Annotated in this window: 12 protein-coding genes; all 12 read right to left on the bottom strand. The window is 30.3% G+C overall.

Features of this window, described 5'->3' with window-relative positions; genetic code table 11:
* Positions 1–9: 9 nt before the first annotated feature.
* Positions 10–1,026 carry a glycosyltransferase gene (locus A8L32_RS01850; RefSeq protein ID WP_262495112.1) on the bottom strand — a complete coding sequence of 339 codons (1,017 nt, stop codon included), beginning with the start codon at positions 1,024–1,026 and terminating at the stop codon, positions 10–12.
* Positions 1,027–1,067: 41 nt separating this feature from the next.
* Positions 1,068–2,333, bottom strand: a complete 1,266-nt coding sequence (locus tag A8L32_RS01845) for a glycosyltransferase (protein ID WP_066627088.1) — start codon at positions 2,331–2,333, stop codon at positions 1,068–1,070.
* An 11-nt stretch (positions 2,334–2,344) separates the two neighbouring features.
* Complete coding sequence (locus A8L32_RS01840; RefSeq protein WP_262495111.1) at positions 2,345–3,292, bottom strand: capsular polysaccharide synthesis protein; 948 nt, start codon at positions 3,290–3,292, stop codon at positions 2,345–2,347.
* Positions 3,293–3,321: 29 nt separating this feature from the next.
* Complete coding sequence (locus A8L32_RS01835) at positions 3,322–4,239, bottom strand: glycosyltransferase family 2 protein (protein WP_158027189.1); 918 nt, start codon at positions 4,237–4,239, stop codon at positions 3,322–3,324.
* A 17-nt stretch (positions 4,240–4,256) separates the two neighbouring features.
* On the bottom strand, positions 4,257–5,459 hold the full coding sequence (locus A8L32_RS01830) for a hypothetical protein (RefSeq protein ID WP_066627079.1): 1,203 nt from the start codon (positions 5,457–5,459) through the stop codon (positions 4,257–4,259).
* Positions 5,460–5,493: 34 nt separating this feature from the next.
* Positions 5,494–6,513, bottom strand: coding sequence for an acyltransferase family protein (locus A8L32_RS23835; protein WP_066627077.1), 1,020 nt, complete (start codon positions 6,511–6,513; stop codon positions 5,494–5,496).
* Positions 6,514–6,642: 129 nt separating this feature from the next.
* Positions 6,643–7,689, bottom strand: a complete 1,047-nt coding sequence (locus tag A8L32_RS01820; protein WP_066627076.1) for a glycosyltransferase family 4 protein — start codon at positions 7,687–7,689, stop codon at positions 6,643–6,645.
* An 18-nt stretch (positions 7,690–7,707) separates the two neighbouring features.
* Positions 7,708–9,240, bottom strand: a complete 1,533-nt coding sequence (locus A8L32_RS01815) for an MATE family efflux transporter (protein ID WP_066627073.1) — start codon at positions 9,238–9,240, stop codon at positions 7,708–7,710.
* Between the two features lie 53 nt (positions 9,241–9,293).
* Positions 9,294–10,337, bottom strand: a complete 1,044-nt coding sequence (rfbB, locus tag A8L32_RS01810; RefSeq protein WP_066627310.1) for a dTDP-glucose 4,6-dehydratase — start codon at positions 10,335–10,337, stop codon at positions 9,294–9,296.
* Positions 10,338–10,354: 17 nt separating this feature from the next.
* Positions 10,355–10,924, bottom strand: a complete 570-nt coding sequence (rfbC, locus tag A8L32_RS01805; protein WP_066627071.1) for a dTDP-4-dehydrorhamnose 3,5-epimerase — start codon at positions 10,922–10,924, stop codon at positions 10,355–10,357.
* Between the two features lie 20 nt (positions 10,925–10,944).
* Positions 10,945–11,826: a glucose-1-phosphate thymidylyltransferase RfbA gene (rfbA, locus tag A8L32_RS01800; protein WP_066627069.1), complete on the bottom strand. Its 882-nt coding sequence runs from the start codon at positions 11,824–11,826 to the stop codon at positions 10,945–10,947.
* Between the two features lie 44 nt (positions 11,827–11,870).
* The gene (locus A8L32_RS23270) at positions 11,871–14,690 is read right to left on the bottom strand and encodes a DUF5723 family protein (protein ID WP_083631137.1); all 2,820 of its coding nucleotides are present in this window, start codon (positions 14,688–14,690) and stop codon (positions 11,871–11,873) included.
* Between the last annotated feature and the right edge of the window lie 149 nt (positions 14,691–14,839).

The raw sequence follows: 14,839 nt of genomic DNA, 5'->3' as shown, positions 1-14,839 counted from the left end.
AAAAAAACACTATTGGAAGAAACGAATAATTCGTAATAATCTATAATCTAAGAGGAAGAAAAAAATGGCGTATTTAAGTGGTAATTTAAAATAAGGATACCTTTTTAATATTCCATCAAAGTATTTGTTTTCTCTAATATTTTTAAGGTACTCTATATTTTCTTTTCTATTTAATGAATTTTGTATACCTTCATTAATTATATTACTTCTTGTATATCCTAATATACAACGATCAATGCTGTTCTGCCATTCTAAATTTGGATAATTTATTAACAATAGCCTACAAACCTCTTTATGCAGCGCTATATACCTTTCAAATCGATCTCTCCTAAAGGTATTCGATAATGAATCTTCGTTTTCACAATAGTAATAATGATGTCTATTTATATATCCTATATTTAAAGAATTTGCTAAAAAATGAATATGAAAAATTAAATCTTCCGATATCATTTCTTTTTCCGAAGGAAACAATATTTCTTTTTCTTGAATTAAAGATAAAGAATAAATTGCATGCCACACAGACATACTATATTTTCGATCTGCTGAAATTGCAGATGGGGAACCAATCATATTTAAAAGAAAGTCACCAATATTTTCTTTACCTGAGAGAATAAAATCACAATCGGTCTCCGTAACCTTTACAATCCCCCCTTGTTTTGAAACTCTATAATAGTTACTATAAACCGCATTTAATTTTTTATTTGAAGCAACTTCATAAAGCTCTTCTATCATCGTTTCACTAACATAATCATCCGAATCTATAAAAGTAACATATTCCCCTGTGGCAATTTGAATCCCACTATTACGAGCAAAACCAAGCCCTTCATTCTTTTTATGAATTACCCTTACTCTTTCATATTTCTGAGCATATTCATCACAAATTTTTGGACAATTATCAGGAGAACCATCATCTACCAATATTATTTCAGTTTCCTTTAGCGTTTGATTTAATATTGATTCCATACAGCGATGTATGTATTTCTCGACTTTATAAATTGGTACAATTATGCTTACTTTAATTGACATTTGCATATTCACTATTATTTGATAATTTTAACCCGATAACTTCAAATTATTGATTCCAATTTTGAAGTAACAGCAATATATTCCCCAATTCCTGAATAACTATCAGACCTTTCAATTTCATTTTTTACTATTAAATTAAAAATTCTATTTGGATTATGCCATTTACGCACTTGTGATCTTCCATTTTCAGCAATCTGTCGATATTCTGTTCTTTTAATATATATATCATTCAACATATCACAAACATCAACCACCTTCTTATATATGAGACACGAATGATTATGTTTAACGTATATATTTTCTAATGCAACATCACTTCCTATTACCAATAATCCCGCTGCTAAAGCATCTAAAACTTTACCCTTTGTACCTGAACCTACTGAAATTGGAAAGATCTGTATATCATATTTTACAAGTTCATCTACATATACATCAACCCATCTTTTGTGCTCAACATAGTAACCTTTTACTATTAATTCATTGCAAATACTTTCCCATCCTTGTCCTAAAAATGTAATGGAAATATTTGATTTTAAGTTGTCCGAACTCTTCAATAAAGCTCCTAACAATTCACATGAATCTGAATATGTATATTCATCAAATTTCCCAGATATGATAATATTTAATCTGTTTTTATTAAGACTAATATCCTTATCTACAAGATCAAAATGAGGATGAGGATAAAACTTAAAATTTGTTTTCTGAGTTATTTTACTATAATACATACAATCTTCAATACCTACATAAAACTTCCTTGCTGTAACATCTTTGTATTGTAACTCTCTATAAATAGAAATTTTATAATTATTAAGTGCTTCTTTATAATTAGATTCATTTTTATAACAAAAAGAATTTTTTAATAAACGGTTATAATGCAATGGAAAACAATCATACCCGCAAACGACTAAATTAAATTTAGAAAGCTGTTTTGCTATTTTAACATAAATTCCATAATACAAAAAAACAATATCTGGTTTATAATCCTCTATTTCTTTTATATATTTTTTAGGCAAACAGTAATTTGACTCCCCATATGATTGATCAATTTTAAGAGCTAGCCTTAATTCCGCCAAAGTATGCCTTTTATGCAAAAAATTATATGCAGAATCTTTAATTATTGAGATCTCTGATTTCATTTGATTTGCATATAACTTACTCTTACCTGAAGAAACCTTATTCACATTTAAAGAATATGTTTTCATTTTACAATTATCAGGTTTAGACTTCAACAAATGGTACATCATAGCTGATGGGCCTTTCACGTTTTCAGGTGTTGGAGTATATGCAGTAACTAATATAATTTTCATAATAACATAAATTAATTATCCATCAAGTATCCCCAGAAAGAGATTTTACCATCTTCTAATATGTTCTCATAATTGGCTTTTCTTGAAAGCTTAAAAAACATAGTATTTGTTTTTAAGCTCTCAAAAAGCATACTATCGTATGGTTTGTTTAGGTATTCTTGCAGAAGATGTTTAGATGGGTTTGTAATAGGAACATTGTCGATAGCTACTTTAATAGACTCTATATTATCGTACCCTATATCAATAATATAATCGAACAAGTAATAATCAATAAGTATATTCTTGGTTTTCCAGTATTCATAGAAAAATTGACTAATAAAGTCAAATACAACATGCTCTTTATTGCCTCCAAAACAGAATGTTGACCATCTATAATTCGAAACATAAAAATTGTCTTTGGAAGTTTCTTTACAACTGAAGAAATCTAAATTTAAATATCTATCCTTAATTTTTTCAGTAATATAAACCGTTACATCAATCCATAATCCTCCATTTTGTTTTAAAAGACTAGTCCTCAGTATATCCGAAAATACAGTAAGTGAAATTTCTCCATTTTCCATTTTGGAAATGATATGTTTTGGTAAAAAAACATATTTATAATAATTATCTTTCGTTATAAGAACAACTTTATAAGACTTGAAATTCTTTCTAACAGAGTCAACGCACACTTTTGTTATCCCCTCCAGAAACTCTTCTCCTTGCCACCAACACTGCCATATAATATTCTCCTCTGATTTACGACCTATTTGTTTCGATATATCTGGTAATGAACTCTTAAAATTTATAAGAAATTCACTGAACTCATTTAACAAATACTTTTTTACAAACTTATGTCTATTCTTGTTAACAAAGTGACAAATTGAAGTTCGAGGATAATGGTACGTGATAATATGTAATGTGTTGAAGATAGCTAACTTTATTCCAAAGTATCTAGCATTTAAAATAAAAGTCCTATTCAACTTTATTACCGTATCAAATATTTTTTTAATCAATTTACAACTTTTTTAATAAGTGATTTGATTAAACACTTAGCCGTTAATCCATATTCCCTTCTACTCATAAAAAGTTTAATAAAACTAGAAAGCTTTGAATGTAACAGAACATATTCATTCTGCTCTTTTATTTTTCTATTTAAACTTTTTATCATTCCTGTCAAACTTTCAGCCTTAGTACTCTTGAGCAGCTGCATTACAGCTTCTTTATATAGTCTAGCAGCAATTAGTTTCTTTTCTGAATTTTCATCTGTTAAAGAAGTAATATTTTGTCCACTCATTCTAAACTTAACTAGAAAATTGCTAGAAGATGCAATACCCCCTTTTTGTGAAAATATGTATGTTGACAAGAAATCAGAATACCATCCTAGAGGTAAAGATACATATCCACCTAATCTATTTATATGTTCACGTCTATACATAAATTCTGTTACAGTCTGACATCCATAACCGTTAAAAACATGCCACATATAATCAGCCATACTCTGCCATGAAGGCAGATTAGGATAAAAATCTATAATTTCACTATTCTCATCCACGATTTCTACACGGGCACGAAAGACATTAGTACTGGGATATTTTATAGCTAATTCATACATCTCTTTTATAAAATTTGGACTGTATACATCATCGTCGCATAAAAGTGCAAAATACTCACCTCTAGCATACGAAAGACATTTATTCCAATTTGCAACCAAATCTTCTTTGCCTAAGTTTTGATCATTTACAAAATATCGAATACGACTGTCACTATATGATTTAACAATTGAGCCAATATCTTCAGGAGACTGATCGTTTACGACAATTATCTCTATATTAGAATACGTTTGTGACAGAACAGAGTCTATAGCCTCATGCAAAAAATCAGACTTAAAAGTAGGTATACCAATAGATATAAGTGGTTTGGTGTTCATAGCAATCATTTAGTTATTTACTCAAAAGTTTTTATCGATTCTTTTAACTTTGAATACTTCGGTAATTCTTTATGATATGAAAAGAGATATAATATTATAACAAAAAAGAATATTCCAGGATTGCTCCAAAAATGAAATATTGTTGGTATTAATAAAACATGAAGGCTAATAAACTTGAGGTATAATGGATATTTCCTTTTGAATAGAATATTTATTAGAACTGAATATATAAGAATTATAGGAATCACTCCAAAATCACTCCACATACCAATCATACCAAGATCACTAATAAATATACCATTCCCCTCAAGACTATTTGTGTAAATACCATAATCACTTTCGATAGTAGCTACTCCATTTCCAAAAATGTTGCAAAATAAATTTGGAGAGTGATCATTAATATAATAATAAAAAGATTTCCATCGATTATAGTCAGTATCAACTAATTCATTTTGTGATTGTTCCAAAAGCAATGTCCATCTACTTTTAGAAAAAATGATAAATGACGTTAAAAAACCAACTATTGAAACAATAATTAATGATTTCTGCTTTGACTTTAATTTTATCAAAGAATAAATTAAAATTGGAAAAATACCTAAAAGCATACTTCTATTCTGAAACAAAAAAACAAATCCAAGAAGGAGCATTGCGACAGTAAAATATTTCCAAGTAAACTTTTCAATGTATTTCTGTGTTTTATAGTAAAATAGCATTACTACAAAATGGATTCCATGCACATTATATCCAAAATCACTCTTAGATGTATTGCTTTCAAATTCGATAACTTCCTCCTTTATTGAAATTAAATTAGGATTTACAGCAACAATTATCCAAATTATGATTGTTAATATAGATATCCATTCCAATCCAGTAATTATATCCTTTTCAGATGGCTGAACATAGTAGAGAGCTAACAATAAGACAAAACTATAAATCCCCTTCTGAACTTTAAACGTTTGTACAAAATCTTGCTTCCAAAAAAAATATGCCGAGAACATTGAAATAAACACTCCTAGAAATATCCAAAAAACATATTGATAATACTTTCTATATATTTCTTTGAATATTATTCTTCTTTTAAAAAATAAAAAAGCACAAAAACACCAAGTCCACGTTAGAAAATGTATACTATTTAAATTTAAAAATCTAGTAATAAATGATAGATTCCAAAAACAGGTACTAAGAAGGAAACAAATAAATATATATGTCGTTTTTTTCATTAAAAACAATCTTGAATTCTAAAATAATAAGTATTCACTTACTTCTAAACAACCTGTAGCTTAATACCCTACCAGATACGCTACTTAACAGAGGTATTGATATGAATATTACAAAAAATGTGATAGCCGCAAAATGATATCCTAACGTGCTAATTCCAAGTAGATATAATAATAATCTGCACGTTAGAATTAGTGGCCAGTGCAAAATAAAATATAATAATGAATTACTTCCAATCTTATTAACTATCCTTACTCCACTAAATCGAGTTAACCCACCGCTTACTAATATTAAACCTACTATGGCAGAAAAAGAGTAAACTAAATAGTGTCCATTAACAAGATTATTGGATCTAAAATCAATATAGCTAGCTGCATAACTGATCAATAACAAATACAAAACCAAATTAATTACGATTACAATGCGATAACTTACTAAATACATATATTTCCTCACCAATGAGCCTGCTCCAAAAAAAAATGTAGCTAAAAACAAATTACTTAGACCCAATGGTAATTTTATATTAAAATAATACAAACTAAACCCTAGAAATGGAAAGATAATGATAATATATTTAGCTTTAATGATATCAAAATAAGCATATAATATATTTACAATAAACAATGAAAGTAAAAACCAAAGTGGAGCATTACCAAAACCTACACTCCCCTCTCTTAGAAATCCAATAATTGGCGAAGTAATATTTTCAAGAAAAGGTCTATCTATTGTTAAAATATTATAAGGTAAATTAATACAAAACCCAATAAATCCGAAAATAGCGAATGGAACAAGTAATTTTTGAAATTTACTTTTAATAAAATAAAAGTCAATTTTTGTTGGTTGCGTATAAAAAAAACCAGATTTAAAATAAAACCAAGGCATAAAAAAGAATGATATTTGCATAACAAAATCAAAAATTGAATTATCACAATATCTATTCGAAAACTGTAATATATGCATTACAATTATTTGAATTATAAAAACACCACTAATAAAATCAAAATGTTTTAGCCTATCTGTCCTATTCTTTTTATTTATCAATAATTCCTGAGCCATTATTCTAAAATAGTATGAAAATAAATAACAATTTTTAGTACTAGAAACTAGATTAATTCTATTACTAAATCAAATACACTAATCGCCAAAAGCATAATTAAATTTAATACTAAACACTAAGAAAAGTTATTAATTAATAATAGTTTCCCATCTCCTAGAAACAACATTACTTCGAAACTCTTGTCCTCTTAATATGGCACTATTCTTCATCTCTAAAAACTCATCCCCTTGCATTTTAATAGCATATTTAATTCCACTTTCTATATCACCTTCTGCACAAATTAAACCATTTCTATTATTTGTAATAATTTCCTTTGGACCCGAGTGATTCGTTGTAATTGGAATTACACCACAAGACATACCTTCAATAATAACCATACCAAATAATTCTTCCCAATAATTAGACTTTTTTGAATTCAATAACAAAAAGCAGTTTTCCTTATATACAGGTAACAAATTATCTAACCCTTTAATATATCCGAGATAACATATATTTATATAATCTAAACATGCCTGTTTAATTTCTCCTTCCATTGGCCCTTTGCCAACAATTGTTAGTTTACAATTGGGTAATTTTTTAAATATTTTTAACAATTCATCAATACCTTTGCTTTCTGATAAACTCGCCACAGTTATAAAGTTTAATGTTTTTTCCTTATTTTCAGATGGCTGTATTTCCATTTTATAAGAATGATGAACAACTGTTATTTGATCCTTCGCTTTGAACCCATTTGCGATTAATTCTCTTTTCGTTTTCTCTGAAACTGCAAAGACATGTTCGGTATCATTAAATATAAACTGCCTCCAAACACTTAGAATATTTTTCGAGAAATATTTACTATGTGCCATTATTGATTGATCCCAGCATGTATAAGAGGTAAATAAGAATACCCTATGCTTTTTCAATAAAGGTCTTAAGAATTTCAAATTAAAGTTATACGGAGCTATGCCTACAATAATTATTTTATTAGATGTAAATATTAAAGATATTAGAAATTTAAAGTTTAAAAATAGTTTTAAAGTATTTTTTCCTCTTGTTTTGACTAACATTACAAGCTGACGATAATAATCGAATTCCCTATGACACAAACTTATATTTTCTCTATTTGTTAAATGTTCCAATGCGTTAAAATGTGATGGAGAACCATGCTCATGAAATGTATATACTTTCTTCATTTACAATTATTTTGACTCTTACTTCGAAAGATACTTACGAAAATGATTATTTATAAAGCTTATTATTAAATTTTTCTCTTTATCTAACAACCCTATTGCATAGATAACAAACACTGTAGACACTATGGATGAAGCTGTCGTTAATAAGAACCTTGTGTATCCAACATCCATTTGTGTATACAAAATAACTGGAATAACTACTGCAATTAAAGTAATTAGTAAATTCTTAAATACTATACCATATAAATAATCTTTAAAATTTAATCCAATAATACGTTGTGTAATATATAACCTAACTAATAGTAGAACTATACTTATGCTTATTGATACCACTAATGTACTTTCAGGAGGATATCCAACACTTAAGAACATAAATGAAACAGGTAAATTTAGCAGCATAATTACCCCACTGATAATTTGATAGTACTTAATATTACCAGTAGCCTGTACTACCGAATTGGTTGTGCCTGTCAAACAATCAATCAGTCTATTTACTAATATTAATCTTGTAAAAAGAATTGTATATTCAGGTACATTTTTTAGCCAAATAGTTAAAAGTAACTCGACCTCAATTATTACTGGAACCGAAATGATAAGTAATAAATAATAAGAAAGTCTCGAGCTTTGATAATACAACTTCTTTAAACCCTCATAATCATTTGATGCATAATACTTAGTCAATTGAGGAGATGCTGCCATTTGAAAGTTTGTTACAAAACCAATTATTTGACTACTTACTTGAAAAGCTATACCTCTTGCTGCATTTATTGCAGGATTAAAAAAGATATTTATTAAAATATTAACCCCTTCATTTTTACCTATATTTGCCAGTCCATCAAATAATGACCAGCCAGCAAAGCCGAACATAGAGTTAAATAATTTTGAATCCCAACAAAACTTTATCTTTGTCTCTTTGAAATGAATCAAACAGTATAACAGATAAAGTAAACTTATAATAAAAACAACAATTAGCATTAGTGTACAATATAAAATCAACTTATCATACTTAAAATAAACTAATGCAAATACTATAATCAATTTAAGCCCAACTTCAACAATACTACTCCATGCATAAAACCCCATCTTTTCATAAGCAATAATTACAGCATTATAAGGAATTCTCATAATAACTATAATAAAACTAACTAAAGATAAGTGATATATAATTATCGTAGCTTCAAGTCTATCTGGAGGAATAGTAAGTTTATTTTTTATAAACCATATACCAATAGTTTCTCCAGTTAATAATATTATTACAGCGAAAAAAAGATAAATTACAAACGTCACACTAAAAGTCCTTTTAAGGTTCTCAATATTTTTTGTGCCTATATCAAAGGCTAAAAATCGTTGAGATGCTGTTGCCATTGTATTTGTTAAAAAACCAAACATAGCAACAACTCCGCCAATTACATTATATATTCCATAATCAACAACGCCTAAAGTTTCTAGTACGACCCTAGAGGTATACAAAGCTACACCTACGGTGAAAAGCATTCTTATATACAGAAAAATGGTATTTTTAGCTATTCTTTTATTATTAGACTGTCCCACTACGTTCTACTTTGATAGTATCTCATTTAAAATAAAAAACATTATTGACACACCTATTCATTACTTTCTTGATACTTTCCAGATGTCACATTATTTAGCCATTCTTCATTCTCCAAATACCATTTAACCGTCTTTTCAATCCCTTCTTCAAATTGCAAAGATGGTTCCCACCCTAATTCTTCTTTTAACTTAGTAGAATCGATGGCATAACGTAAATCGTGACCTGCACGATCGGTAACATAAGTAATTAATTTTTCTGAAATTCCTTCTGGACGTCCTAAAAGTCTATCCACGGCTTTAATCATTACTTTAATCAAGTCGATATTCTTCCATTCGTTGAATCCTCCAATATTGTATGTATCTCCTTGCTTGCCTTTATGAAAAATTACATCTATAGCTCTTGCATGATCATCCACATATAACCAATCACGTACATTTTCACCTTTACCGTAAACAGGCAATGGTTTATTCTGGCAAATATTGTTGATAAACAAAGGGATCAACTTTTCTGGGAACTGGTAAGAACCGTAATTGTTAGAACAATTGGATATTACCGTTGGCAAACAAAAGGTATCTTGAAAAGCTCTTACAAAATGATCCGATGAAGCTTTTGACGCAGAATAAGGAGAATGAGGGTCGTAAGCTGTTTCTTCTGTAAAGAAACCTTGCTCCCCTAAACTTCCATATACCTCATCGGTAGAAACATGATAAAACAATTTATCATTAAAATTAGCACCCCAACTATGTTTTGCTGCTTGTAGGAGAGATAATGTTCCCATTACATTGGTTTGGGCAAAAGAAAAAGGATCCTTAATGGAACGATCTACATGACTTTCGGCAGCTAAGTGAATTACTCCATCTATTTTGAATTGCAAGAATATTTCTTGCATCCTTTCAAAGTCACAAATATCTGCTTTGACAAACGTATAATTAGGCTTTTCTTCTATATCTTTTAGGTTAGCCAGATTACCTGCATAGGTTAGTTTATCTAGGTTAATAATGTTGTAATTCGGATATTTATTAATAAATAATCGAACAACATGCGAACCAATAAAACCAGCACCCCCGGTAATGAGTATATTTCTCTTATAAGTCATTTTATACATGTTATCATTTAAACAATTGCCTCTTCGTAATAAAAGGGATTTTCAATTTCACTTAACGGATTAAGTAGCGCATCTTTTCCTGAAAGTTGAATTAACTCTTCAGCAATTTGCCAATCAACACCAACTTCAATATCATTCCAAGCAATACCTGAATCGTGTTCAGGTGCATACCAGTTATCTACTTTATAAGCAAAACATGCCGATTCACTAAGTACTACAAATCCATGAGCAAATCCTCTTGGCACAAATAATTGCCTTTTATTATCTCCTGTCAATAATACGGATACATATTTTTTATATGTAGGAGAACCCTTTCGTATATCCACCGCAACATCTAATACAATACCTTCAATACAACGAACTAATTTTGCCTGATTAAACGGAGGGTTCTGAAAATGCAACCCCCTTAATACTCCGCGCGAAGATTTAGATTCATTATCCTGAACAAAATTGACAGCTCCAATATTTTCTTCGAACTCTTTTTGATTAAACGACTCTAAAAAATAGCCTCTTGAATCACCAAACACGTTTGGCTCAATAATGATAACTTCTGGGATTTCTGTTGGAGTAAATTTCATTAATGATATTTATTACCTTGTTAATTACTATTATTTATTAGTGCCATTAAATATTGACCATATTCATTTTTCAATAAGGGCTGAGCTAAACTTATTAACTGATCCTTACTTATAAAACCTAATGTATATGCTATTTCTTCCAAACATGCCACTTTTAAACCTTGCCTTTTCTCTATAGTTTCTACAAAGCTCCCTGCTTCCAATAAAGAATCGTGGGTTCCTGTATCTAACCATGCAAAACCTCTCCCCATTATCTCTACATTTAAATTATCCTGATTTAAATATTCTTGATTAACAGTAGTAATTTCTAACTCCCCTCTTGGTGAAGGTTTAATACTCTTTGCAATATTTACAACTGAATTAGGATAGAAATACAATCCAACTACAGCATAATTAGATTGAGGTATTTCAGGCTTCTCCTCAATACTTGTCACTTCCTTATTTTCATTAAAAGTACATACCCCATAACGTTCAGGATCTTTAACCCAATAGCCAAATACACAAGCCTTTTTTTCTTTTGTTACAGTGCTTACGGCGTTTTTTAACAAACCCGAAAATCCATATCCGTAAAAAATATTATCTCCTAGCACTAAGCTAACATCATCTTTTCCTATAAATTCTTCTCCTAAAATAAATGCCTGGGCCAAACCATCAGGACTTACTTGTTCCTTATAAGAAAGCTCTATTCCAAGATCCTTACCTGTACCTAACAAACGTTCAAAACTAGATAAATCCGTTGGAGTAGAAATAATAAGTATTTCCCTTATACCAGCCAACATTAATACGGATAAAGGGTAATATATCATTGGTTTGTCATAAATAGGTAGCAGTTGTTTAGACACTCCTTTAGTTATTGGATATAACCGAGTTCCTGATCCCCCAGCTAAGATTATTCCTTTCATTTAGATATTGTTTAAAATTGAGGTTAATAACTAGTATTAAATAATTACAAGGTTTTACTTAGTTTAACTATACCTCCTATTGAATTATATAAAAGGCTTCCTTGATCAATAGCGGTAATAAGTGTTAATCTAAAACCATTCTTTAGTTGTTTGCTTGCCTCTAGATATCCTGAAAACTGACCTATCTTACCAAAATAAGGTGGTGAATTATAATATATTTCATTCCCCCTACCTTTGCTTGCTGGAGCTGTAGCGTAAGTGCCAAAATTATTAGACCATGTAAAAAAACTCTTAAGTATCCACTTCTTATATTCTCCAACACCTCCACAATGCACAGCTACTACCCTATTATTGGTAAAGTATTGTATATCCCCTTTAGGCAATTCGTTTCTTAAATACTTATTAGAAGTAAAAAGAACATTTCCGATATTCTCTTGGTGAAAACTCCACCCTTGATTGTAAAGAAAATTATTATAATAATCCTCAGCAGCGGAAGCTCGCCCTTTTGAATCAACTTCTCCTCCTTGGCTTTTTGAATATATAAACTCCAGTAATGCTTTCTTCACTCTGAACTTACGTTGATATTTTTGTGTTTTATTAGTATAACTTAAGCCAGTTATACCATCATTAATATTATCTAAATAAGCTAAAGCCCCCGCTTCGTAAAAAAACTGGTGATAAGCCATTAAAGAAAACTTATTAAAATCTATCTCTATAGCCTGATCTAAAGAGCCCAAATGATTCCCAATTTTGGACCCTGGAAAATTATCTGGATGATAAGCAGTACCCGTAAAAACATACTTATAGGTTTCCAAAGTAGATAATGTATGATTGGTAATTTCATCTTCATTACCCCACATAGCCTGGTGATTGAAACCGCCATGAAGTTTAACCCGCCATTTTGTTTTTCCTAGTCGGGCATAAAGACTCTTTTGATGTAAATAAGAATTAACAAATTCATTTTTTACCGGAAAACCATCCATATCTGTATTAATCCTTTGCTCACCCATCCACCCATGGGCAAAATTCCCTTTTACAGCTATAAGTCCATTGCTTAAGGGTACATCACAATACTCAGGAATACTTAACTCTACCTTTGGTATGCCCAATGCATTACCAGAAATGGCAAAAGCACCAGTAGATAAGGTAGAGTCAACCAAGCCCATCATGTCTTTGGAGCGTCCAGCTTTAAGCTGAAAAACACCTAAGCGAGCTTTAGCATAAGCTTCAACCAATATAGCTTGCGTAGTATAACCCACATTAAAACGCGCTTCTGCTCCAGCCCCCCAATCAAATAATTGGTCTTTTTTTGAGGAGCTATAATTTTTAGTCATACCCGCCTCTAAGGATGTGGATAAACCACTTAAAGGAATACTCCCATACTGCATACTCCTCATCCAGAAAGGGACTGTATTATTAGAAGTAGCAATAGCACTTAGAGATATAAAACTTTTGATGTTAGGATTTTGGATAATAGTGTTATCGTGAGGTCGTGATATAGAAGTATTGATGCGACCTTCAACGCTTTTATTCTTCTTGTTTAAGGTAAACCTTGCTCCTAGGTGTACATCTATTTGGTCTGTTCCTTTTAATATGGAAGATATGGCACTTTCTGAAGCGATACTAAAACCTCCTAACTCAACATGAATACCTGCATTGTATTTCGAGTATTCTCTATAACTCACAGGCAAGGCCACACCAAATTGTTGATCGGTATAATATGGTGTTATACCGTAATCGTTTGAATGATATAATTGATCAATAGACTTATCCTCAGTTAATGATGTGTTTGCCCTGGCCAACAAACCTAATTTATTGGTAAATCTATAATCCACAAATAAGTTAAGAGAAGTTGGTAAAGATATTTGATAGTGCTCATTTCTGGCATTCGTCTTTTTAAAAGCATTTTCATTTTCTTCCAGATAGTTGGCTATTCTATTAAATTTAAAGTCATCTCTTTGTTGGTTAAAGTATAACCTGGTATTTTCTAATGTAATATCAAAGTCTTTACTATAAGTACTGTCAGAAGTATACTTTACTTGCCCAAAATTATTTACTGTAATACCAGCTTTTAAGGTATAATCCTTGTCTGATTCCTTTTTATATTGATAGCTAATACCTATATCTCCCCCCCAACTTCCACGGCCTTTTAAAACACCCGATAAACCAGGCTGATTAAACCAGGCACCAGCTGTTGTAGTACTTATCGTTCCTGAAGAACCCGTAATATAACTAGGCGCCAGGTCAACTTCTCCACCTTGCAAATCAACATCCACAGAAGAATGATCTACGCCCTTGATATAATATACGTTAAGTCCCAAATTTATTTTGTGTTGCTGTTTACTATAGATGTTTCTTGAAAATCCCAAACCAAACTTACTCCAACTGGCTACATTAGTCATCATCTTTTCTTTAGTAGCTACATCATAAGGATAAGTCTGACTAAAACGATGTGATTCATTGACCTCAGCTACTAATCTACCATCTAAATTATCATAGTGTCCCAATACTTGTAAAGCAGAAAAAAAAGACAACCTATTTTTTTCGCCTAACGGAAAGGATATGGAAGGCCCAATAATTTCTGTATTTATCCAACCCGATGAACCCTGATTTACTCCAATGATTCCTTCTCTTAGCATTTGTTGGTCTAACTTCAATAAATCTCCATATCCTAAGGACATACGATTACCTTGTACAAAGGTATTCAATGCAAATATATTAACATAGGTACCTGAATCCATTGAATAGGCAGGATTACTTAAAAAGTAGGGTTTGCCAAACAGATTAATATTCTGGCCCTTTGCTTTATAGTTTAAGCCAAACAATAACACAGTTAGTCCAATATATGGAGATACTTTAATCACTATAAATTTTATTGCTAAGAATTATGAGAACTTCCCCCCTACAGAATTGTAGATTATTTCAGAATAATTAGGATTTGGTTATTATTAGATTAGGTTCTGGTTTTTATTTTGTTTATCTATTAACTTATAATTTTTAATCCCCCTAAAGA

The sequence above is a fragment of the Labilibacter marinus genome (assembly GCF_001659685.2).
Classification (GTDB): Bacteria; Bacteroidota; Bacteroidia; order Bacteroidales; family Marinilabiliaceae; genus Saccharicrinis; species Saccharicrinis marinus.
Note: the sequence above shows the minus strand (reverse complement) of the source record. Positions and strands in the feature narration are given on the sequence as shown.

Coding starts and splice junctions, on each gene's coding strand:
- A8L32_RS01820 (WP_066627076.1), bottom strand. CDS start 7,689: ATGAAGAAAGTATATACATTTCATGAGCATGGTTCTCCATCACATTTT.
- A8L32_RS01850 (WP_262495112.1), bottom strand. CDS start 1,026: ATGTCAATTAAAGTAAGCATAATTGTACCAATTTATAAAGTCGAGAAA.
- rfbC (WP_066627071.1), bottom strand. CDS start 10,924: ATGAAATTTACTCCAACAGAAATCCCAGAAGTTATCATTATTGAGCCA.
- A8L32_RS01845 (WP_066627088.1), bottom strand. CDS start 2,333: ATGAAAATTATATTAGTTACTGCATATACTCCAACACCTGAAAACGTG.
- A8L32_RS01830 (WP_066627079.1), bottom strand. CDS start 5,459: ATGAAAAAAACGACATATATATTTATTTGTTTCCTTCTTAGTACCTGT.
- rfbB (WP_066627310.1), bottom strand. CDS start 10,337: ATGACTTATAAGAGAAATATACTCATTACCGGGGGTGCTGGTTTTATT.
- A8L32_RS01835 (WP_158027189.1), bottom strand. CDS start 4,239: ATGAACACCAAACCACTTATATCTATTGGTATACCTACTTTTAAGTCT.
- A8L32_RS23835 (WP_066627077.1), bottom strand. CDS start 6,513: ATGGCTCAGGAATTATTGATAAATAAAAAGAATAGGACAGATAGGCTA.
- rfbA (WP_066627069.1), bottom strand. CDS start 11,826: ATGAAAGGAATAATCTTAGCTGGGGGATCAGGAACTCGGTTATATCCA.